Source organism: Actinomadura scrupuli, assembly GCF_050971785.1.
Classification (GTDB): Bacteria; Actinomycetota; Actinomycetes; order Streptosporangiales; family Streptosporangiaceae; genus Actinomadura_E; species Actinomadura_E scrupuli.
The window spans coordinates 334,923-354,698 of record NZ_JBPCCU010000011.1; the positions used below are offsets into that span (position 1 = coordinate 334,923).

Here is a 19,776-nt window from a genome sequence, read left to right on the forward strand (position 1 = left end):
CGGACCACCTCCCGTCATGGGAGGCGCCCTTGCTGAACAACGCAGGTCGAGCGTGGCGGACTTGAGCCCGTTGCAGCGCCTCTCGACCTGGCGAACGACGATATCGAAAGGGACGCTCCGAGGGAAACGTCCGCCCCCTTCTCGCCGTCATCGGCACGGCCGGGCGTTCAGCGCAGCGCGCGCAACTGGCGGGTGCGCAGCGGCAGTTGCCGCATCCACAGGGAGTTGAGCACTCCGAGCCAGCCCTGCCGTCCGTCGATGATGGTGGTGCCGGACTCGACGATGCGTACCTGCGCGGTGGGCCGGCCCCGGTTGAGCGGCTCGGCCAGGCCGCACAGGTGCCCGCCGAGCTGAGAGATCTGGTCGGCTAGCGCGGTGAGCCCGTGGCCCGCGTAACGATCGAGCGTGGCCGGGTCCATCGTGTCGGAGTTGTCGTAGCGGAGGTGTGCGGCGGCCCGCTCGGCGGAGTCCTTCAACCGCCTCAGCCGGGTCCAGTCCTGCGCCGCCCACGCCTCCGACTGCGCCCGTTCGCGGCCGGCCGGGTCGTCGGCGAGCACCGCCTCCGTGGTGGCGATGAGCAGTTCGGTGTTGCGGGCCACGTGCGCGGCGATCCACTCGGCCGGCCACGAGCCGGCCGGCGGCGGTGCGAAGCCGCCCGCCAGCACCTCGGCCACGAAGGCGGCGTACCGCTCGCGCAGCCATGGCAGGATCACCGGCCCGCTCCCCCCGGCCGACCAGCGGCCGCGGTCGCTGTCCCAGGAGATCGTGCCGTCCTCGGACACCCAGATCCGGACTCCCTGGACCGGGACCTCGTTCTCCAGCGCGTCGGCGACCTCGGCGAGCATCGCGGTGACGCTCGGCCACCGCGGCGCGAGTGCGGCGGCGCCCACCTTGTCGTAGGTCATCACGCAGCCGTGCGCGGGCCCGTCGCGCAGATCGACGAAGAGCTCGGTGCCGCCTCCGTTCGCCGCGATCGGCATCCACATCGGCAGCCAGACATCGCTCGGGGACCCGGCGGCCCCGGGGGGCGGCTCCGCCCCCTCGTAGAGGGAGCTCATCACCTCCAGCCACGTCCGCCGGGACTCCAGCGCCCCTCGAACCGAGTGCGGCACGAAATGCGGCGGCAGCAGTGCTCCCGGGTGCGGGTCCGTCCAGCGCATCCCGTCCGCGCGACGCCACCAGGCCACGAGGTCGGCCGGCAGCGGTGACCCCACCGCCGCCTCAACCTGTGCGAGCGCCGGCTCGGCGGCCGGCGGATCGATCGCGCCGGCCACCGCCGGCGCATGCCGGCCGAGCCATCCCACGATCCGATCCCAGGTCTCGTCCACGTCAGAAGGCATCCCGACATCGTGGCAAAACGCCGTGCCGCGTGCCTTGAGCGTGGTCAGAAACGCACTCCCGAACTCGCCCGAGGCAGGGCCGTCATGCCAGCGCGTGCCCGTAGGCCGCGGCCAACGATGTCAGGTCGGGCTCGCCGAAGCTCTCGCATATTCGCGTGAACACCATTGCCTTGTCCGGACCGAACCGCGACACCGACGCCGTGTAGGAGGCGGCTGTGACGAAGGTCGGCGGGTCGGTCTTGCTGTGGAACTTGTCGGCGTACATCACGACCCGCTCCTCACCGGATTCGGCCACATAGTCGGCCATCGGCAGCGGGAGGCCCAGTCTCCTTATGTCATCGCGGCTGAGTCCGACGCCGATGTGGTGGGAGCAGAAACGGCGAATGGCTTCGGGAAATCCCTCCTCGCCGAGCAGTTCGTCACCGAGGACGCCGTGGCGCACATACTGCGCATGGTCGATTTCGCCGTCGCCGTCGTACAGCCGGTACACCCCGATGTCGTGCAGCAGACTGCCGGCTCTCACCAGCCCGGCGTCGAGGCCGAGACCGTTGCGGGCGAGGATCTGTTCCGCGATCCGGCAGACGATCTCACAGTGCGTGTACACGAGTTCGTACGCTTTCCGGGTCGGCGCATGCTTCTCGTGCAGGGCGCGAATCCGTTCATCCGTCGGAATCAGCATCCGCGAAGTTTAAGGGACGCGGCCGCATTCCCACCCTTCCGGAGCGGTGACGGGAATGTGCGAAGAGTTGATCAATCGCCTTGTTGAACCGGTCGCCCGTACGGTTCGTGCCAACCGTTGACGAGCACGCAGCCCTCCCCCGGAAAAGTCGTCGATGACGTCAGGAGAGTGCATGTCCAGTCGCGATGCGCGTCCGCGGCCGTCAACTACGTGTCCGTACGCGGCCTGGACGGCGACGACGTGATCACCAATACGACGGGCCTCACCGCGCACCTGCGGGGTGGCACCGGCGCCGACCGGCTCGTCGGCGGCACCGGTGATGACACGCTGACCGGGGAGTTCGGCGCCGACGTGCTGCTGGGCGGCGGCGGTTCCGACACCGTCTCCTACTCCGAGACGGCCGCCCGGACCGGCGTACGGGCCGATCTCGACGGCGCGACGGGCGACGACGGCGGCTCCGAGGACGGCCCCGTGGGGGCCCGGGACACCATCGGCACCGATGTGGAGAGCCTGGAAGGGACCATCAGGGACGACGTACTGATCGGCAATGCGGGCCCCAACACCCTCGCCGCCAGCGGCGGCCACGACCTCCTCCAGGGGCTGGGCGGCGATGATGAGATCACCGGCAGGGGCGGCGGCACCGTCGACGGCGGCACCGGCACCGACCACTGCGTCTCCGACCTCAGGGGCCTGCTGGAGCAGCCGGACGGCTTCGCCGGCTGCGAGATCACGCAGATCCTGACCTGAGGCGTACCCGCCATCACGTCCGGCGCCCGCCGGACGGCCGTACGTCTCGTACTTTCGGCCGATCAGGAGCGGCACCACCCCTCGTACGATGGGGTGGTGCCCGCTCTTCTCCGTTCCGTGTGGGACGAACCCCGTCCCCCCCACCCGCCGGTGCGAGTCTGGCGGGACTGGGCGCTCGTCGGGGTGCTGGCGCCGGTCGCGGTGCTCGAAGGTGTTCTGCGGCCGGATCTGCCGTGGCGGCCCATCTCGCTGGTCCTCACCCTCGCGCTGGTGCCCACGCTGCTGTGGCGCCGGACCCGGCCGCTGCTGATGGTCGCGATCGCCTTCGGTGCCTGCGGCCTCGCCGGTCTGCTCACGAGCGGCGAGCCGCCGGGGATGAACACGATGGTGTTCTTGCTGCTCCTGCCGTATTCGCTGTTCCGGTGGGGGTCCGGACGCGAGGCCGGGATCGGGTTGGCGATCATTCTCGTCAAGGTGCTCCTCTCGGTGGTCACCGACGACCTCGGCCGCGCCGACGGGGTCGGCGCGTTCGCCGTCCTGTTCTCGGCCATGGCCCTGGGCGGGGCGATCCGGTATCGCACCGGGGCGAGGATGCGCGAGCTCGACCAGGTCAAGCTGCTCGAACGTGAACGGCTGGCCCGCGACCTGCACGACACCGTCGCCCATCACGTCTCGGCGATCGCCATCCGGGCCCAGGCGGGTCTCGCGGCGTCGGCATCGCAGCCGGACGCCGCGACCGACGCACTTCGGTTGATCGAGACCGAGGCGTCGCGCACCCTCACCGAGATGCGCAGCATCGTCCGGGTCCTGCGCCGCAGCCAGCCGGCCGACCTGGCGCCCAGCCCGCACATCACCGATCTCGCCCGGCTCGCGAGCCGGGCCCGCGCCGGCCCGTCCGTGGACGTGGAGATCTTCGGCGACCTCGACGACGTCCCGCCGTCGGTCGCGGCCGGGATCTACCGCCTCGCCCAGGAGTCGGTCACCAACGCGCGGCGGCACGCTCGCCACGCCACCCGCATCGAGGTACGCCTCGCCGCCGACGAGACGTCGGTGCGGCTGCGCGTCAGCGACGACGGTGACACCAGCCTCATCCGCCCGGCCGCGTCGCCGGGGTACGGGCTCATCGGCATGGCCGAACGCGCCAACCTGCTCGGCGGCACCTGCAAGGCCGGCCCGGACCCCGATCGCGGCTGGACCGTGACCGCGGTGCTGCCTCGCACCGGGTGGGCGACGTGAGCATCCGGGTGGTCGTCGCCGACGACCAGGAGATCGTGCGCACCGGGCTCACGATGATCCTCAACGCCCAGCCGGACATCGAGGTCGTCGGCGAGGCCGCCGACGGCCGCCGAGCCGTCGAACTCGCGCGGCGCGTACGCCCCGACGTGTGCCTGTTCGACATCCGCATGCCCGGCATGGACGGCATCGAAGCCACCCGCCTGCTCGCCGGACCGGCCGTCACCGACCCCCTCGCCGTCGTCGTCATCACCACCTTCGACCTCGACGACTACGTCTACGCCGCCCTGAAGGCCGGTGCCCGGGGGTTCCTGCTCAAGGACGCCGGGCCCGTGCTGCTCGCCCAGGCCGTCAACGCCGCCGCCAACGGCGACGCGCTCATCGCCCCGAGCGTCACCGCACGCCTCCTGGAGGCCTTCGCCGACGCGGGGCCCGCCGCATCGCCGCCGCAGCCCTTCGAGGCGCTCACCGACCGGGAAGAGCAGATCCTCGCCGCCGTGGCACGGGGCCGGACCAACAGCGAGATCGGCGCCGAGCTGCACATCACTCTCAGCACCGTCAAGACGCACATCACCAGCCTGATGGGCAAGCTCGGCGCCCGCAACCGCGTCGAGATCGCCATGTGGGCCTACGAGACCAAGCGCGTCGGGAAGCGGTTCGGGCACATCATCGCTCCCGAACGCTGACCCGCCCCGACCACCCGCACCGCCCATCGGCACCACCCATCGGCCTCGTCCATGGGCCTCGACCATCGGCCTCGACCATCGGCCGGAAGTACGGTCTCCGTGTCGGATGATCGGCCGGTTCAGATCCGGCCCTTCTGCCGATGAGCCGCGCCGCCCCAGCCGTCACGATCGAGTCATGACCCACGAGAGCACGACGACGCGGCACTCCGCCCGCGGGGACCGGCCGACGGACGACCGGAACGGAGCAGGGCCCCCTGCCACGGCCTCCCCCGCCAAGGCGGCGCGGCCCCCGTCCACCAAGGGGAAGTGGCTCGTGCCCGCGCTGCTTCTGCTCAGCGCCATTCCAGTGATCGCCGGTGCGGTCCGCCTGACCGAGCTGGCCGGCGGCGCGGAGATCACGCCACAGAACGCCCGGTTCGTCACGGCGCCCGTACCCGTGGTGGTGCACATCATCGGCGTCACCCTGTACAGCGTTCTGGGCGCCTTCCAGTTCGCCCCCGGCCTCCGCCGCCGGAGGCCGGGCCTGCACCGCGCCGCCGGGCGGTTGCTGGTCCCGTGCGGACTCGCCGCGGCGCTCTCGGGGCTGTGGATGACGCTGTTCTATGCCCATCCCGCCGACACGGGCGCCCTCGTCACCGGCTTCCGGCTCGTGTTCGGCTCGATCATGATCGTTTCTCTCGTGCTCGGCTTCACCGCGATCCGGCGGCGGGACATCGCCCGGCACCGCGCCTGGATGATCCGCGCGTATGCGATCGCCCAGGGCGCGGGCACCCAGGCGCTGACCCAGCTGCCGTGGATTCTGATCGTCGGGATGCCCGGCAAGCTCAGCAAGGGGCTGCTCATGGGCGCTGCCTGGCTGATCAACCTCGCCATCGCCGAATGGATCATCCGTCGGCGGCCGGCCGGTCCGATCCGTACCTCCGCCGGAGCCGCGGTCGCCGCCGGTGGAGGCGTCCCTGCCGCAGCCGGTAGCCGGATCGGCGCCGATTCCCACCACATCGCGTGACAACCGAGGAGACCTGATGAAGGCGATCGTCCAGGAGCGCTTCGGCCCGCCGGACACCCTGCGGCTGGCGGACACCGAGCCGCCCGAGGTGGGGGCCGACGACGTGCTGGTTCGCGTGCACGCCGCCGCGCTCAACCCGTACGACTGGCACATGCTACGCGGAGACCCCCTCATCGCGCGGCTGATGGGAGTAGGGCTGACCAGGCCGAAGGTTCGGGTGGCCGGGATCGACGCGGCGGGACGGGTGGAGGCGGTCGGCGCGAACGTGCGCGACCTGCGGCCCGGCGACGAGGTGCTCGGCTTCTGCCCGGGCGCGTTCGCCGAGTACGCCCGCGCCGCGGCGGACCAGGTGGTGCCCAAGCCGGCGAGCCTGACCTTCGAGCAGGCGGCCGCGATCCCGATGGCGGCGGCGACCGCGCTCCGCGGAATCCGCGACGTGGGTGAGGTACGGCCCGAGCATCGGGTGCTCGTCAACGGGGCCGCCGGCGGCGTCGGCACGTACGCCGTCCAGATCGCGGCGGCGCTGGGCGCGGAGGTCACCGGGGTGTGCAGCACCCGCAACGTCGAGCTGGTGCGCTCCCTCGGCGCCGCCCACGTCGTCGACTACACGAGCGAGGACTTCACCGACGGGCGCACGCACTACGACGTGATCCTCGACAACGTGGGCAACCGGCCGCTGCGTCGGCTGCGCCGGGCACTGACCCCGGTGGGGACCCTCGTGGTCAACGCCGGCGGTTCACCCGGTGCCGTGGTCGGGGCGGCGGGCACCTTCTTCCTGGTGGCCGTGGCCAACGGCTTCGTACGACAGCGGCTCCGAACGGTCCCGGACGTGCACAAGGGGGAGAACCTGCTCGCCCTCACCGCGCTCATCGAAGCCGGGAAGCTCACCCCTGTCGTCGGCCGGACCTACCCGCTGGCCGACGCGGCCGAGGGCCTGCGCCACGTGGAGCAGGGCCACGCCCGCGGCAAGATCGTGCTGACCGTCGCGTGAGAGCCACCGATCACGACCACCTCCTCTGCGACGTCACCGACCAGGCTACGGATGACACGGGGGCATTCAGTCGCTCGAGGCGCCAGTCATCCGGTCCTGCCGCTGACGCCTACCCCCGTCATGATGGGTACGACGACCTATGACGGGAGTTGCCGATGGCCAAGGATTTTGACGGCACGAAGCACACCGACTTCCGCAGTCTGGACGGGTTGCGGCTCCGAGGCACCCTGAGCTTCGCGGCAAGCTCTCGACGCAATCCCACTGTTCTCGTGCACGGCGGTGGGGTGACCCGTGACGAGGGGGGATTCTTCGTACGCCTGGCCGCCGGGCTGGCCGAAGCCGGATCCTCGACGCTGCGGTTCGACTTCCGGGCGCACGGCGAGAGTGCGGGCCGGCAGGAGGACCTGACGATCTCCGGTGTCCTGAACGACATCCGGGCCGCCGCCGAACATGTCCGCGAGGCCACCAGCGCGCAGCCGGTCAACCTCATCGGAGCGAGCTTCGGCGGTGGGATCAGCGCGTTCTTCGCTGCTCGGCACCCTGAGCTGACGCAGCGACTGGTGCTGTTCAATCCGCTCCTGAACTACAAGAAGCGTTTCGTCGACGACAAGCCCTACTGGCACGATGACCACCTCAGCCGAGAGGCTGGGCGGGAACTGGCCGAAAGCGGGTCCTTGAAGCACTCCCCCACATTCAAGTTGGGCAGGCCTCTGCTGAACGAGGTCTTCCACCTGCAGCCTCACCAGGTGCTCAACGAGATCTCCATGCCGACGCTGATCGTGCACGGCACGGCCGACACGTTCATCCCGGTCGAGTCCTCCCGCGACGCGCTACGTCAGATCAAGGATGCTCAGCTCGTCGAGATCGAGGGGGCACAGCACGGCTTCGCCCTCCACGACGATCCCCAATATCTTGATCCGCAGACCCAGGCGTGGCAGGCACACGTGATCCGCACCGTCACGGACTGGCTGACCCGAGCCTGAGTCACGCGAGCACCGCATCGCGCAGCGACCGTACCCGGGAGTGAGCCTGCCACGGGCGCAGGGCACGGACGAGCCTGGCGAGCTCTTGCATCGTGCGGGCGGAGTCGGTCTCGCGGGCCAGCGCCAGCGCGTCCAGGCCTGCTCTTGCGGCATCGTCCGGTGAGTGCGCTGCCGCGTACGCCTTGCCCTGGAGGGACAGGAAGTAGCCGCGATCCCGGCGGGAGAAGGTGTTGCCCGACAGCGCCTGGTCGTACAGTGCGACGGCCTGCTGCGGCTTGCCGGCCTCGCCGAAGCAGATGGCCGTCTGGATCGTGAACAGCGCTTCACCGTAGTGAGTGCCGGGGCCGTCCACCCCCGGGGTGCTGGTCTCCAGGAGTGTGCGCGCCTCGTCGAGCTTGGGTTCGACGAGTGCCCAGTCACCAGTGAGCATCGCGTGCCCGCGAGCCTCCTGTTGCACCGCCTCGGCCCGTACCCGGGCCGGGAGCTGCCACGGGCCTTGCTGCGCGGCCTGGGCGAGGGTGAGCATCCGCAGCCCATCGCGCTCGTCCCACGCGGACTGGCTCTTCTTCAACAGTACGTAACCCTGCATCGGCAGGTCACCGGCGGCCTGCGCGTACTCCACCGCCCGGTCCCGCCAGTAGTTCGCCAGCTCGGGCATGGTGATGTCGCGGTACAACCATCCTGCGAACTCCGCTCCCCGCGCGCCGAGTCGCAGCAGCTCCGGCCGGACGGCGGTCTTGGCGTGCCGGGTGGTGTGCTCGATCGCCGCGACAACCCCGAGCACAGCAGGGAGAGTGCGCTTCGGACCGTACGCCCGGTCCTCGGCGGCACACGCATCGAGCTGCTGACGGAAGTGGCCGACGACCGATCCGTCCGCATAACGATGCGCGTCCTCCAGCGCGGCGGCGATGTGCCTCAGCCCTTCCACACCGATCGCGGGCAGTGTGGCCGCCGCCAGTCCCCCTGCAAGGAACATTCGTCTGCGCACGTCGCCCTCACCCATCCACTCGCCGTCTGCGAACGCCGATGACTCGGCTCGAAGCCCGTCCTCGGGCCGGTCCTCGCCAGGGAGCGCGAACCACAGTAGGTGGGGCGGCACCCGGAGCGTATGCGCCCATCGAATGAGCCGGTCCAGGTCCTGGACAGGTGGGCCGTTCTCGATGCGGCTGAGTTGCGACTGGGTCAGATACACCCAGGCCGCGGCGGCCCCCTGCGAAATGATCTTGCCGTGGTACGGATGGGTACGGAACGCACGGATGACCTCACCCATGTGCCGGGCGGACAGCGCTTCCCGCATGGGCGGCGACAGCCAGAACTCCGGCGGTACGTCCGGTGGTGAGGCGAGTGCGGCGCGGGCCCGGTGCCTACAGGCGGAACAGCGCCGGTCGGCGTTGTCGCGGGCCAGCCGGGTGCCGCATTGACAGCACCTGCGCGCGGAACGGTGTGCATCCATCTGCCCGGCCTTCGAAATGACGCGTGGAGACGTGCGGCCAGTCTAACTCTGCCAACACGATCCATCACCCAGGGTGATGCATTCGACGCATGGCTATCCGGCTCCCCATGCATAGGCCTCGATCGGGGACTCCGTCAGTCTGACGAGCCCAGGTCCGCGGAAGTGACGGAGGAGCCAGCAAATGATCGTTGAACAGCACCGATGCCGCGTCTGGCAACTCGATGGCTTGCAAACCCCCGTACGAGCCGCCCGGCGCCACACGATGCAAGCCCTCGACGACTGGCGGCTCACCGCAGACACCGACTCGGCCATCCTGCTCGTCTCTGAGATCGTCACCAACGCCTTCAGCCACGGCGCACCACCCGTACTGCTGCAGCTCTCGGCCACCGCCACAGCCCTTCAAGTCGCGGTGTCCGACGCGTGCCCCACCCCGCCCGAGCGGCGGGAAAGCGGCGAGGGCGGGGGCTTCGGCCTCGGCATCATCGAAGCCCTCGCCAAGGTCACCGTTCATCAGCGCCCCGACGGAAAACTGATCACCGCCGTCATGGACCTCTCGGACGGCAACCGCGACTGATCGGCCCGGTGCGCGGTTACCGGAGACGAGCACGCTCGTCGATATGGCGCCCGGGCTCGCCTAGGAAGGCACCGGAGTCGACCGGTCCGTACGCCAGGTTGAGGGTGTCGAGCCGGTAATTCCACTCCTGGCCGCATGAGCACGTTCCCGAGAACCGATAGTTGATCTGCCAGCGCAGCCACTCGCCCCGCGCGAGACGGACCGCCGGTGGGCGGCGCCAGCGGCGCGGCACGCCGTAAGGCGTCGCGGACAGATGCACCCGCAGCAGCCCGTCCGACTCCCGGAGGTCCACGTCATCGACCGGCGGTGGCCCGTCCAGCAGCGCGATCCGTGGTTCGAAACCGGCACTCTCGTCCATACGTACGTCATGGACGAACGGAAGGCCCGACTGCGGCAGCATGAACGCCACCGGGACCGCGTTACGGCGCGTCGCGGCCTCGCCGCCGCGCGACCGCTTGGTCCACGACGTACGCACCCACTGCACGGCCACGTCCACGGAACCGATCATCCGCCGCGGGCCCACAGGTCGCCACTCGATATCCGAGGAGCCGTCCAGCGCTCAGGCGTCGCGGAGCCGGAGCAGCAGGCCGCCGGTGAGGAGTGCGGCGGCGGCCCATGCGGCGAGGACGCCGAGGCCTGCCCATGGGCCGATGGGCAGGCTGCGGAGATCGGTGGTGGCCTGGACGGAGAGCCCGGCGGGCATCGGCGCGATCTGCTGGAGCCGCTCCTGCCAGTCCGGGTTGCTGATCACCTGGGCGATGACCGGAGGGAGGTAGAGCAGGCCGAGCACGATCCCCATGGCCGTCGCGGCGTTCCGGGCAGCGGTGGCGATGCCGAGGGCGAGCAGGGCGATCAGGGCGAGGTAGAGGACCGAGCCGGTGGCGGCGCGGAGCGTCGGCCCGTCGGCCGGGGACAAGGACGGATAGCCGTGCGCCGGAGTGAAGCCGTTGCCGGGCAGGAGGAGCCGCCCGGCGAGCAGCGACGACAGGACGGCGAAAGTGGCGGCCACCAGCACCACCCCGGTGAGGACGGCGGCCTTGGCGGCCAGGGTGGCGGTACGGCGTGGCATCGCCGTCAGGGTGGTGCGGATCATGCCGGTGGCGTACTCATTGCTGATCACGATCACGCCCAGGATGGCGACCACCGCCTGGCCGAGGCCGACGCCGGTGAGGCTGAGCCTGGTGGCGTCGCCGCCGCAGCCTGCGGAGGGGCAGGACACCACCGCGGCCACACCGGCGCTCAGGGCCACGGTCAGCGCGACTGCGGTGAGCAGCGACCAGAGCGTGCCGGTCACGGTGCGCAGCTTGGTCCACTCCGCGTGCATCGCCGCTCTCATGCGTCCCGCCGGCGCAGCAGGACGACGGCCAGGCCCAACGCGACCACGGCGTAGCCGCACAACACGGCGAAGCCGGCCCATGGCGACAGCGGGTAGTAACCGGCCGGTGGAATGTAGGTGCTGTCCACCTGCGGATAGAACGGGATGCTCTGCCGGATGGCGAAGCCGGCGGCCGGGGTGACCCGCAGCAGCCACCGCGCGGCACCCGGGGGCAGCCCGGGAACGGTCGCGAGCATGTAGGGCAGGACGATCGCCGCGATGACGGCGGTGACCGCCCCGGCACCGTGCCGCAGGATGGCGCCGATCGCCAGGGCCAGGATCGCCGCGACGGCGAGCAACGCCGCGGTACCGGCGACCACCCTCAGTTCGGTGAGCGACGACACCGGGAACAGGTAGAACCCGGTGGCCTTCGCCAGCGGCCGGCCGGACGCGATCATGACGATCGCGGTGACCAGGCCGACGGCGAACGTGACCGCGCTGATCACGAGGGCCTTCGCCACCAGGACCCGGCCCCGCCGCGGGCTCGCGGCGAGGGTGGTGCGGATCAGGCCCCGCCGGTACTCGGCGGTGATGAACATCGTCGCCATGACGATCACCACGATCAACCCGGCGAACGTCCCCACGAGGAAGCCCTCGATGGTGTCGCCGTTGCCCAGGGCCCCGCCGCCCACGACCGGCGCGATGTCGCCGGCCCCGGTCACGGTGAACCCGCTGCCGGTCCGAGTGTGACCGCCGGACGTCTTCGGCGGGTAGTTGCCGGAGGTACCGACCCCGCCGAACTGCCCGCCCTGCCACGAGCCCTGCGGCCACTGGCCCCGCAGCTCGACGTGACCGAAGGCGGCGGTGGCCGAGGCGGGGTTGTAGGTGCCCACGTCGATACTGGTCACGTGGATGGAGGCCGGGGAGGTGACGAAGAGCCCCGCCTCCACGGTCGAGGGGAGCCCGGGGAGCCGGGCGGTGCCGACCTGGTTCCAGCGGCTGCCGTCGGCGGAGTCGTACCCGGTGATCGTGTCGCCGGAACGGACCAGCCGCAGCCAGCGCGGGGAAGCCGGGGAGACCGCGCCGGGGGTACCGGCCGTGTCATGGGTGTAGTCGTACTGCCACCGCACTCCGTGCCCGCCGGTGACCATCAGCGCCGCGTACGCGGACCCCTGCTCGAGCTTCTGCTTCACGATGATCCCGGCCTTCGCCCAGGGCTGGGTCTCGGCGCGCATGTGTTGCGGACCCATCGCGGTCCTGCCGGTCAACGACGTCACCGGCACGGTGATGCTGCCGTCTCCGGCCAGCGGCTGGTGCACGAAGTAGAAGCTGTCGTTCACGGCCTGGCCGCCCGGCCCTATCGGTACACGGGGATCGGCGACGTGATCGGGACGGCTGTCGCTCGCGATGCTGAGCATCCCCACCAGCACCGTCACCAGTCCCGCGGCGATGGAGCCGATGACCCAGCCGCGTACCGTCCTGAACTTGGTCCATTCGGCCCGCAGCGACTGCGCGAAGCCGCCTCGTCCGGTCCGCAGGTCCGAGCGGTACGGCGTGGTCGTCATGACGCCGGTCCCCCGGCCATACCGGCGCGGAACTCCACCGCGTCCCGGGTGAGCTCCAGGTAGGCCTCCTCCAGGGTCGCCCGGTGCGCCGACACCTCCGAGAACGGCATCCCGTTCGCACCGAGCAGCACCACGATGCGCTCCGCCGGCAGCCCGGACACGGTGAGCGTGTCCGGCCCGGTGGCGGCCACGGTGGCGCCCGCCTCCGCCAGCACGGTCGTCGCGGCCGCCCCGGCAGTGGTACGCAGCGTGACGCGGCCACCGGACGCCGCCGCGATCAGCTCGTGTACGCCGGCATCGGCGATGACCTTGCCGCGGCCGACCACCACCAGATGGCCGGCGGTGTCCTGCAGCTCGCTCATCAGGTGGCTGGACACCAGGACCGCGCGGCCCTGCTCGGCCAGCGAACGCAGGAACCCGCGCATCCATACGATGCCCTCGGGATCCATGCCGTTGAACGGCTCGTCCATCATGAGCATCGGCGGGTCGCCCAGCAGCGCGGCAGCGATCCCCAGACGCTGGCGCATGCCCAGGGAGTAACCGCCCGCCCTCCGCCGGGCCACCGCCCGCAGCCCGACCTGCTCGATCACCGCATCGACCCGCCGGGCGGTCAGGCCCTGCGAATGGGCCAGCCACAGCAGATGATGACGCGCGCTCCGGCTCGGCTGCAGCGCGGCGGCGTCCAGGAGCGACCCGACATGGCTCAGCGGGTGCCGCAGGCTACGGTACGGCCGCCCGCCCACCAGCGCCTGACCTTGATCGGCCGCGTCGAGGCCCAGGATCACCCGCATGGTGGTCGACTTCCCCGCGCCGTTCGGGCCGACAAAGCCGGTGACCTGCCCCGGCTCGACGGTGAACGACATCCCGTCGAGGGCCTGCGTCGGCCCGAACCGCTTGCGCAGGCCGGTGACTTCGATGGTCGCGTCGCTCATGTGATGGTCCTTTTCGATCGATGGACGCCGCTTCGACAGTGGTTCTACGCCGCTGCCGGTGTCAGCACGGTGTCGGCGACCGGCACCGCGCTGACACCGTGGCGCCACCGGTGACCTGGCATGGTGGGACCGGCGTCACACCCCGCCGCTGATCCGGGCGGAGCCCCGGCCGTCGAGAGGGACCATGGGCAGATCATGAGAGTGCTGGTCGTTGAGGACTTCGAGATTCTGGCCAGGACGATCGGGACCGGGCTGCGCCGGGAGGGGATGGCGGTCGACGTCGTCCTCGACGGGCACGACGCGCTCGGCCATCTGGCCGTCACCCGCTATGACGTCGTGGTGCTGGACCGCGACCTGCCCGGAGTGCACGGCGACGAGGTCTGCCGGAGGATCGTGGCCGGGCGGTCCGGAAGCAGGGTGCTCATGCTGACCGCGGCCGGTGCCGTCAGGGAGCGGGTGGACGGCCTCGGCCTGGGCGCGGACGACTACCTCCCGAAGCCCTTCGACTTCTCCGAGCTCGTGGCCCGTATCCGTGCTCTTGGCCGTCGCTCCGCCGCCGCGCTGCCTCCGACGCTCGAGAGCGGCGACCTGACCCTTGACCCCAGCCGCCGGATCGCGTCCCGCGCCGGGCGGCGCCTCGAGCTCAGCCCGAAGGAGTTCGCCGTCCTGGAGTGCCTGCTCGCCTCCGCCGGCAGGGTGGTCTCCGCCGAGGAGTTGCTGGAACGGGTCTGGGACGAGGCCGCCGACCCCTTCACCACCGCGGTCAAGACGACGGTACGCCGGCTACGGGCCAAGCTCGGTGATCCGCCGGTCATCCACACCGTTCGTGAGGGCGGGTACCGGATCGGAGAGGCATGATGCGCCCTTCCCGCACACCGGCCGCGGTGTTCCGCCTGCCCCGGCGTACGTTGCGCACGCGGCTCGCCTTGCTCTACGCCGGGCCCTTCGTCGTCTCAGGCGGCCTCATGCTCGCCATCGCGGCCAGTGCCGTGCAGAGCGCGAGCCCCGCCGGGCCCGGAGGCCGTGCCTCCGGCACCGCCCAGCAGGGCACCGACGTCCACCAGCTGGTCATGGCCGCCTCCGTCGGTCTCGCGTTCATGGTCTTGCTCGCGCTCACGCTGGGCTGGCTGGTCGCCGGCCGGTTCCTGCGACCCCTGCGCACGATCACGGCGACCGCCCGGGACATCTCCGCCAGCAATCTGCACCGGCGCCTCAACCTGGGCGGCCCCGACGACGAGTTCAAGGAGCTCGGGGAGACGCTCAACGGCCTGTTCGAGCGGCTCGAGGCATCGTTCGAGTCGCAGCGGCACTTCGTGGCCAACGCCTCGCACGAACTGCGCACCCCGCTCACCGCGGAGCGAACCCTGCTCCAGGTGACACTCGCCGATCCGGATGCCACCACCGAGACGTTGCGCTCGGCCTGCGAGGAGATGCTGGCGCTGGGCCAACAGCAGGAACGTCTCATCGAGGCGCTCCTGACCCTGGCGACCGGTCAGCGGGGAATCGAGCGGCGGGAGCACTTCGATCTCGCCGAGGTCGCCGGGAGAGTCGTCCTGGCCCGCCGTCAGGAGGCCCTGCGGCGAGGCGTGCACGTCGGCACCACGCTCACCGCGGCTCCGGCGGCCGGTGACCCCAGCCTGGTGGAGAGCCTGGTGGCCAACCTGGTGGACAACGCCCTGCGCCACAACGTGGCGGGCGGCCGGGTCGAGATCTCGACGGCGATGACCTCCGGGCGGGCGAGCATCTCGGTGCGGAACACCGGACCGGTGATCCCACCCGACCAGCTCGCACGACTCTTCCAGCCGTTCCAGCAACTCGGCGGCGAGCGGATCCGTCACACCGGCGGGCACGGGCTCGGCCTGGCCATCGTCCATGCCATCGCCACCGCCCACGGCGCAACGCTCACCCCCCGCGCCCGGCCGGAAGGCGGCCTAGACATCAAGGTGATCTTTCCGCGCGGGGATCGCGGCGGCCGCCCGCGGCTGAGCTGAGCGGCGATTCGGAGCCGGTCCCGTCGCGATTCCCATCAGCTCGTCCTTCGAGACCCGGCTGACGCGGTCCCCGGCGGCTACGGCCTCAGCGGACACGCCTCGGGGAATTCCATCACCGAGGACTCCCCTCGCTTCGCCACGGGGATGACGGCCTTAACCAGGGCTCACCGCTCACCGCATGAGTCCCGACCACCGCAACAAGGAGAACAGCATCATGGACATGAAACTCGAAGTCCTGGTCATACCGGTTTCCGATGTCGACCGGGCCAAGGCCTTCTACGAGCAGCTCGGCTTCCGCCTGGACGCCGACTTCCCCGTCGGCGACGGCTTCCGGGTCGTGCAGGTCACCCCGCCGGGATCGGAAGCGTCGATCATCTTCGGCGACGGCGTCTCCGCGGCCGTCCCCGGATCGGCGCAGGGGCTGCACCTCATCGTCACCGACATCGAGGCCGCCCGCGCCGAGCTGGTCGCCCGCGGCGCCGACGTCGGCGAGATCTGGCACGACGCCGACGGCGTCTTCCACCACGCCGGTACGGCGAGCCGCGTTGCCGGGCCGCACCCCGATCGCGCCGACTACGGCTCCTTCGCCTCGTTCGAGGACCCCGACGGCAACGGGTGGATCCTCCAGGAGGTCGTCACCCGCGCCCCCGGCCGCTGAGACACCGCAGCCGTGACCGGTTCCGTACAGCGCCCTCTTCTCTTCCTCGATGTCGACGGACCGCTCATTCCCTTCGGCGCGCCTCAGCAGCATCCGGCCAGGTATCCGGCTTTATCCGACCGACCCCGGTCACTACCGTGCTGTGAGCATGGCCGTGTGCTCTCGCTGAGAATGAATGACGCCGCGCATCTGGTGGGATGCCCGTTCCCGCGGGACGTCGTGGCCTTAGCCGCCGCTGTCCGTGGTGGTCGTGGGGCCGTCGAGGAAGGCCTTCATCTCGCTTCGAAGCCTGACGTCGGGTTCGGCTGCTGCGGCGGTGGCCACCCATTCGCGGGCCCGGTTGGGCAAGTGCGCCGCCGGCCAGGTCGACAGGGCCCGCAGAGCGCAGGACCGTACGCGGATGACCGGGTTGGTGAGGGCGGTCCGGAGCAGCTCGAGTCCGGTTCCGGGGTGCTTTGCCAGTCCGGAGACGATGATCTCGAGAGCGCGGTCGGGTGCGTGTTCGGGACCGAAGCCACCGCTCTTGGCGGGGCCACCGGCGAGTGCGTCGAGCGGGAGCAGCCGGGTGGCCAGCTTGATGACCTGGTGGATGCTCTCGTGGTCGGAGCGGCGGAGGGTCCACTGCCATACGTAGGCATTGAAAGGATCGCGCTCCAGGTGGTCCAGAGCCTGGGCGAGCACCGGCATGGCGAGGCGGCCTGCGCACGACAGAGCGGTGTTGAAGCCGTACGGGCCGACCGGGTCGCTCAGGTGCGCGAGCACGAGATCGCGCCACACCGGCCTTGCCAGCAGTGCCTCGTATCGAGCCGCCAGGGCCTGCGGTTCCCGGTCCGGCCAGGTGAAGTCCTCGTCGGGCCGGGACACGAACCGGGCGAGGGTCAGCAGGTGGTCCAGCCTGCTCAGCGTCGGTGGAGCCGTACTCGCGAGCTCGGCGTAGCGGTGCATGGCCGGTACGGCGTCGTCGTAGTCGGTCATGTCCTGGGCCGGGCCGCCCATCGCCAGCGCGGCGAGGATACCGCCGGCACCGTCCAGCAGAGCCTCGTCCACCTCGGGTCGGAGGAGAGCCGGGTAGAGATCCCCGGTGGTGGCGGCGAGGTGAGCGAGGTACTCGTTCATGACTCCGTTACGGAACCCCTCCCGCAGCAGCCAGGCCTTGATCTCGGGGTCGCCGCAGCCCTTCAGGCGTTCCACCGCGTGGATCCGCCCCCACCCCTGCACCCGTTGTGCGAGCTCGTGGGCGGCTCGTTGCCGGTCGGGCTGGGTGTTCATGAGCGCCACCACGGCGTACAGGGTGAGCTCGTCGAGGGCGCCGAGCAGGAGCAGCAGCTCACGGTCGCGTGCGTCCCCGCAGACTCCCAGCATGACGATCCCGAGCTTGACGGTGTCGCGGAGCGAGCCGTACTCGGTCAGATGCCGCGCCACCTCCCGGAGCCGCTCACCGGGAAGGCTCCGTGAGCGAAGCTCCTTGACCAGGTCGTCGGCGATGGCGACGGCCGATTGCCAGGCGAGCATTTCGTGCAAACCAGCCATGGCTCCGGGCCGGGGCGGCGTGGACACCAGCCCTTCGAGAAGATCGGCGATCTCCTCGACCGCTGCGGGCGCCGGGTCGGTACGGAAGTGATGGGTGCGGACGCCGTCGAGCACGACGCTCGGGAGGAAGGGGCCTTCACCGCTCTCGCGGGGTGGCTCGTCAGGGAGGGGATGGCCGTCGTGAGGCCAGGGGCCGGGACCATGGAGGGCGCTGAGGGCGAGAGCGTGGGCCAGGAAGGTGGGCCGGTCGTCAAGGGGACCGGTTTCCAGCTCCCACTCGCCGGGCCTCACCGGCAGGGGCGCTGGACGCCCTTTCCGTAGAAGATCATGCGCTGATGATGACAGCACCCCGGCCGAGACCGCAACGAGGTTTACCACGGTACGGTCGGCCGAAAATCACACTTGCAGTATGATTTGAAGGGTGAGCACGACAAAGGCCAAGAACAAGATCACAAAATTCAAGGTTGCCCGAGCTCCTTCATCGGGCAAAGTGGTCATTGTGAACACCTCTGGGCCTGCCACCGAGAAGCTGTCGGCGACCGTCCGCAAAGGCCGCAAGGAGCAGATCCGCAAGCGGGTAGGCAGCCGCGGCCTGTCAGCCTACGTAGACGCCGCCATCGCGCGTCAGCTTGAACTCGACGCACTGTCCGACCTCGTTGACGACCTCGCCGAGATCCATGGCCCGGCGACCGAGGAAGAGATCCAGGCCGCTCTCGCCGCATGGCCGTCCGCGTCGTCATGAGCAGAGCCAAGAAACATGCGGTCGGGGGTGTTCTCGTCCTCGACAACGATGCGATCAACAAGGCGAGCACGGAACGTGAGGTGCTCGTCTACCTCAGCGCCGCGCTCCGCAGGCAGGCGCGAGTGGTCACCTCAGCCGCGGTTCTCGCCGAGGTCATGCGCGGCAGCAACCGTGACGCCGCACTCCACCGAGTCGTGGGACAGATCGTCGTCGACCCGGTGACCGAGGAGATCGGACTCTCCGCCGGAAGGCTCATCGGCAAAACCGGCTTCGACAGCACCGAGGTCGTCGATGCCATCATCGCCGCCACGGCTCACGATCACGCCGATCGCGCGAAGCGGGCCGGCGCAAAGCCCGATGTCCTCGTCATCACGGCGGACCTCTCACATCTGCCGGCTCTCGTGGGAGAACAGCAGGGCATAACGGTCGAACACGTCGAGGAAATACGTAAGCGCCTCGGCAAAGCTTGATCGGATCGCCGCCCACGGCGAGCGGACGTCGTCCGGCTGGATGCCGCCCGGTGTCACCCGATCTCACGGACGCGGGACGAACGCAGAAGAGCCATGACCACAAACCTCGTGATCATGGCTCTGAGCTGGTGCGTGTTGTGTAGTCCCGAGCGGATTCGAACCGCCGTTACCGCCTTGAGAGGGCGACGTCCTAGGCCACTAGACGACGGGACCGTGATCTTCTCTTGTGCACCCAGCATACCGGGCGTTTACCTCGTGTTCGAACCGGTTTCGGAGAACCAGGCCGCTCAAGGAACAAGTCAACCGACCTGCAGATCGATTGACTTGGCTGGGGTACCAGGACTCGAACCTAGAACAACTGATCCAGAATCAGTCGTGTTGCCGATTACACCATACCCCACCGGCGTATCCACCCTCATGGGTCGCTTGCGCCGTGTAAGAGACTACCGGACCCGGAGCGCTAGAGCCAAAACGAATAGCCGATCCGCACTCCCGGCCGTGGCGGCGGAACGCGCCGCCCTGGCGACCGGTCACCGGGCCGGGAAGGGACGGCGCCGGAGTGAACTCTCCCGGACCGTGAGGGTGGTGGGGAGCACGATGTGCTGGCTGGGGCACGACTCTCCCTGGACCCGGCGGGTGCGCAGGCTGCGGGCCTGGCTGTTGGGCCGGTATCCGAGACCGTCCACCGCCGCGGGCACCCGGCTCTTGAGCCGGGGCGAGACCCGCTTCGGAGGTGTTGAGCACCCGCAACCGCTAGCTGTACTGCCCAGGGACGTTGGTCAATCTGGTGATGGGTGGTTTGCCGCCGGTGGCGGTGTGGGGTCGGTGGTGGTTGTAGTGGTGGAGCCAGGCGGGCAGGGCTTTGCGGCGGGCTTGTTCGC

22 protein-coding genes, 2 tRNA genes and 1 riboswitch are annotated in these 19,776 nt (G+C 70.2%); of the genes, 12 read left to right on the top strand and 12 right to left on the bottom strand.

Translation table 11 applies throughout. The features are described from left to right. Nucleotides 1-14 precede the first annotated feature (14 nt). Nucleotides 15-90, bottom strand: a riboswitch (S-adenosyl-L-homocysteine riboswitch). A 77-nt stretch (nt 91-167) separates the two neighbouring features. Both ACRYCC_RS37650 and ACRYCC_RS37655 read right to left on the bottom strand, forming a co-directional pair. Further along, complete coding sequence (locus ACRYCC_RS37650; protein WP_433818841.1) at nt 168-1,340, bottom strand: SMI1/KNR4 family protein; 1,173 nt, start codon at nt 1,338-1,340, stop codon at nt 168-170. 82 nt (nt 1,341-1,422) lie between these two features. Continuing rightward, nucleotides 1,423-2,019 carry an HDIG domain-containing metalloprotein gene (locus ACRYCC_RS37655; protein ID WP_433818842.1) on the bottom strand — a complete coding sequence of 199 codons (597 nt, stop codon included), beginning with the start codon at nt 2,017-2,019 and terminating at the stop codon, nt 1,423-1,425. A gap of 168 nt (nt 2,020-2,187) precedes the next feature. On the opposite strand from ACRYCC_RS37655, the gene ACRYCC_RS37660 reads away from it, so the two are divergent. The 6 genes from ACRYCC_RS37660 (at nt 2,188) to ACRYCC_RS37685 (ending at nt 7,665) form a co-directional block, all read left to right on the top strand. After that, nucleotides 2,188-2,766 (top strand): calcium-binding protein, encoded by a 579-nt coding sequence (locus ACRYCC_RS37660; protein WP_433818843.1) that lies wholly within the window; start codon nt 2,188-2,190, stop codon nt 2,764-2,766. 96 nt (nt 2,767-2,862) lie between these two features. Beyond that, complete coding sequence (locus ACRYCC_RS37665) at nt 2,863-4,002, top strand: sensor histidine kinase (protein WP_433818844.1); 1,140 nt, start codon at nt 2,863-2,865, stop codon at nt 4,000-4,002. Continuing rightward, on the top strand, nt 3,999-4,685 hold the full coding sequence (locus tag ACRYCC_RS37670) for a response regulator (RefSeq protein ID WP_433818845.1): 687 nt from the start codon (nt 3,999-4,001) through the stop codon (nt 4,683-4,685). Before ACRYCC_RS37665 ends, ACRYCC_RS37670 begins: the two co-directional genes overlap by 4 nt. A 175-nt stretch (nt 4,686-4,860) precedes the next feature. After that, nucleotides 4,861-5,691 (top strand): DUF2306 domain-containing protein, encoded by an 831-nt coding sequence (locus tag ACRYCC_RS37675; protein WP_433818846.1) that lies wholly within the window; start codon nt 4,861-4,863, stop codon nt 5,689-5,691. Nucleotides 5,692-5,707: 16 nt separating this feature from the next. Beyond that, nucleotides 5,708-6,682: an NAD(P)-dependent alcohol dehydrogenase gene (locus ACRYCC_RS37680; RefSeq protein ID WP_433818847.1), complete on the top strand. Its 975-nt coding sequence runs from the start codon at nt 5,708-5,710 to the stop codon at nt 6,680-6,682. Nucleotides 6,683-6,837: 155 nt separating this feature from the next. Beyond that, on the top strand, nt 6,838-7,665 hold the full coding sequence (locus ACRYCC_RS37685) for an alpha/beta hydrolase (protein WP_433818870.1): 828 nt from the start codon (nt 6,838-6,840) through the stop codon (nt 7,663-7,665). A gap of 1 nt (nt 7,666) precedes the next feature. Here the strand turns inward: ACRYCC_RS37685 and ACRYCC_RS37690 are convergent, their stop codons facing one another. Further along, nucleotides 7,667-9,118, bottom strand: coding sequence for a helix-turn-helix domain-containing protein (locus tag ACRYCC_RS37690; RefSeq protein ID WP_433818848.1), 1,452 nt, complete (start codon nt 9,116-9,118; stop codon nt 7,667-7,669). A 181-nt stretch (nt 9,119-9,299) separates the two neighbouring features. On the opposite strand from ACRYCC_RS37690, the gene ACRYCC_RS37695 reads away from it, so the two are divergent. Beyond that, a complete protein-coding gene (locus ACRYCC_RS37695; RefSeq protein WP_433818849.1) occupies nt 9,300-9,692 on the top strand; it encodes an ATP-binding protein in 393 nt (130 codons plus the stop codon). 16 nt (nt 9,693-9,708) lie between these two features. Here the strand turns inward: ACRYCC_RS37695 and ACRYCC_RS37700 are convergent, their stop codons facing one another. The 4 genes from ACRYCC_RS37700 to ACRYCC_RS37715 all read right to left on the bottom strand — a co-directional run bounded on the left by ACRYCC_RS37700 (nt 9,709) and on the right by ACRYCC_RS37715 (nt 13,504). Next, complete coding sequence (locus ACRYCC_RS37700) at nt 9,709-10,188, bottom strand: hypothetical protein (protein WP_433818850.1); 480 nt, start codon at nt 10,186-10,188, stop codon at nt 9,709-9,711. A gap of 63 nt (nt 10,189-10,251) precedes the next feature. Next, nucleotides 10,252-11,016, bottom strand: coding sequence for an ABC transporter permease (locus ACRYCC_RS37705; RefSeq protein WP_433818851.1), 765 nt, complete (start codon nt 11,014-11,016; stop codon nt 10,252-10,254). Nucleotides 11,017-11,024: 8 nt separating this feature from the next. Then, nucleotides 11,025-12,572 (bottom strand): DUF1349 domain-containing protein, encoded by a 1,548-nt coding sequence (locus ACRYCC_RS37710; protein ID WP_433818852.1) that lies wholly within the window; start codon nt 12,570-12,572, stop codon nt 11,025-11,027. Next, complete coding sequence (locus ACRYCC_RS37715) at nt 12,569-13,504, bottom strand: ATP-binding cassette domain-containing protein (RefSeq protein WP_433818853.1); 936 nt, start codon at nt 13,502-13,504, stop codon at nt 12,569-12,571. Before ACRYCC_RS37715 ends, ACRYCC_RS37710 begins: the two co-directional genes overlap by 4 nt. A 195-nt stretch (nt 13,505-13,699) precedes the next feature. Here ACRYCC_RS37715 and ACRYCC_RS37720 point away from each other — a divergent pair, with 195 nt between their 5' ends. The 3 genes from ACRYCC_RS37720 (at nt 13,700) to ACRYCC_RS37730 (ending at nt 16,153) form a co-directional block, all read left to right on the top strand. After that, nucleotides 13,700-14,362, top strand: a complete 663-nt coding sequence (locus ACRYCC_RS37720) for a response regulator transcription factor (RefSeq protein ID WP_433818854.1) — start codon at nt 13,700-13,702, stop codon at nt 14,360-14,362. Beyond that, on the top strand, nt 14,359-15,495 hold the full coding sequence (locus ACRYCC_RS37725) for a sensor histidine kinase (RefSeq protein WP_433818855.1): 1,137 nt from the start codon (nt 14,359-14,361) through the stop codon (nt 15,493-15,495). Before ACRYCC_RS37720 ends, ACRYCC_RS37725 begins: the two co-directional genes overlap by 4 nt. 178 nt (nt 15,496-15,673) lie before the next feature. After that, nucleotides 15,674-16,153: a VOC family protein gene (locus ACRYCC_RS37730; RefSeq protein ID WP_433818856.1), complete on the top strand. Its 480-nt coding sequence runs from the start codon at nt 15,674-15,676 to the stop codon at nt 16,151-16,153. Nucleotides 16,154-16,378: 225 nt separating this feature from the next. On the opposite strand, the gene ACRYCC_RS37735 is transcribed toward ACRYCC_RS37730, so the two are convergent. Continuing rightward, nucleotides 16,379-17,974, bottom strand: a complete 1,596-nt coding sequence (locus tag ACRYCC_RS37735) for a hypothetical protein (RefSeq protein WP_433818857.1) — start codon at nt 17,972-17,974, stop codon at nt 16,379-16,381. Between the two features lie 130 nt (nt 17,975-18,104). On the opposite strand from ACRYCC_RS37735, the gene ACRYCC_RS37740 reads away from it, so the two are divergent. Beyond that, entirely contained in the window at nt 18,105-18,425 is a 321-nt protein-coding gene (locus ACRYCC_RS37740; RefSeq protein WP_433818858.1) for a hypothetical protein, read from the top strand. Next, nucleotides 18,404-18,895, top strand: coding sequence for a PIN domain-containing protein (locus tag ACRYCC_RS37745; protein ID WP_433818859.1), 492 nt, complete (start codon nt 18,404-18,406; stop codon nt 18,893-18,895). The genes ACRYCC_RS37740 and ACRYCC_RS37745 overlap by 22 nt, the downstream gene beginning before the upstream one ends. A gap of 140 nt (nt 18,896-19,035) precedes the next feature. Here the strand turns inward: ACRYCC_RS37745 and ACRYCC_RS37750 are convergent. The 4 genes from ACRYCC_RS37750 to ACRYCC_RS37765 all read right to left on the bottom strand — a co-directional run. Next, nucleotides 19,036-19,108 (bottom strand) — tRNA-Glu (locus tag ACRYCC_RS37750). Between the two features lie 112 nt (nt 19,109-19,220). After that, nucleotides 19,221-19,295, bottom strand: a tRNA-Gln gene (locus ACRYCC_RS37755). Nucleotides 19,296-19,425: 130 nt separating this feature from the next. Further along, the gene (locus ACRYCC_RS37760) at nt 19,426-19,581 is read right to left on the bottom strand and encodes a hypothetical protein (RefSeq protein ID WP_433818860.1); all 156 of its coding nucleotides are present in this window, start codon (nt 19,579-19,581) and stop codon (nt 19,426-19,428) included. Between the two features lie 67 nt (nt 19,582-19,648). Beyond that, nucleotides 19,649-19,776, bottom strand: a 128-nt coding sequence (locus tag ACRYCC_RS37765) for an integrase core domain-containing protein (protein ID WP_433818871.1), incomplete at its 5' end; no start/stop codon positions are given.

Bases quoted from the DNA above. Each gene is read 5' to 3' on its own strand.
- ACRYCC_RS37650 (WP_433818841.1), bottom strand. From the start codon at position 1,340: ATGCCTTCTGACGTGGACGAGACCTGGGATCGGATCGTGGGATGGCTC.
- ACRYCC_RS37655 (WP_433818842.1), bottom strand. From the start codon at position 2,019: ATGCTGATTCCGACGGATGAACGGATTCGCGCCCTGCACGAGAAGCAT.
- ACRYCC_RS37675 (WP_433818846.1), top strand. From the start codon at position 4,861: ATGACCCACGAGAGCACGACGACGCGGCACTCCGCCCGCGGGGACCGG.
- ACRYCC_RS37680 (WP_433818847.1), top strand. From the start codon at position 5,708: ATGAAGGCGATCGTCCAGGAGCGCTTCGGCCCGCCGGACACCCTGCGG.
- ACRYCC_RS37685 (WP_433818870.1), top strand. From the start codon at position 6,838: ATGGCCAAGGATTTTGACGGCACGAAGCACACCGACTTCCGCAGTCTG.
- ACRYCC_RS37690 (WP_433818848.1), bottom strand. From the start codon at position 9,118: ATGGATGCACACCGTTCCGCGCGCAGGTGCTGTCAATGCGGCACCCGG.
- ACRYCC_RS37695 (WP_433818849.1), top strand. From the start codon at position 9,300: ATGATCGTTGAACAGCACCGATGCCGCGTCTGGCAACTCGATGGCTTG.
- ACRYCC_RS37705 (WP_433818851.1), bottom strand. From the start codon at position 11,016: ATGCACGCGGAGTGGACCAAGCTGCGCACCGTGACCGGCACGCTCTGG.
- ACRYCC_RS37710 (WP_433818852.1), bottom strand. From the start codon at position 12,572: ATGACGACCACGCCGTACCGCTCGGACCTGCGGACCGGACGAGGCGGC.
- ACRYCC_RS37715 (WP_433818853.1), bottom strand. From the start codon at position 13,504: ATGAGCGACGCGACCATCGAAGTCACCGGCCTGCGCAAGCGGTTCGGG.
- ACRYCC_RS37720 (WP_433818854.1), top strand. From the start codon at position 13,700: ATGAGAGTGCTGGTCGTTGAGGACTTCGAGATTCTGGCCAGGACGATC.
- ACRYCC_RS37725 (WP_433818855.1), top strand. From the start codon at position 14,359: ATGATGCGCCCTTCCCGCACACCGGCCGCGGTGTTCCGCCTGCCCCGG.
- ACRYCC_RS37730 (WP_433818856.1), top strand. From the start codon at position 15,674: ATGAGTCCCGACCACCGCAACAAGGAGAACAGCATCATGGACATGAAA.
- ACRYCC_RS37745 (WP_433818859.1), top strand. From the start codon at position 18,404: ATGGCCGTCCGCGTCGTCATGAGCAGAGCCAAGAAACATGCGGTCGGG.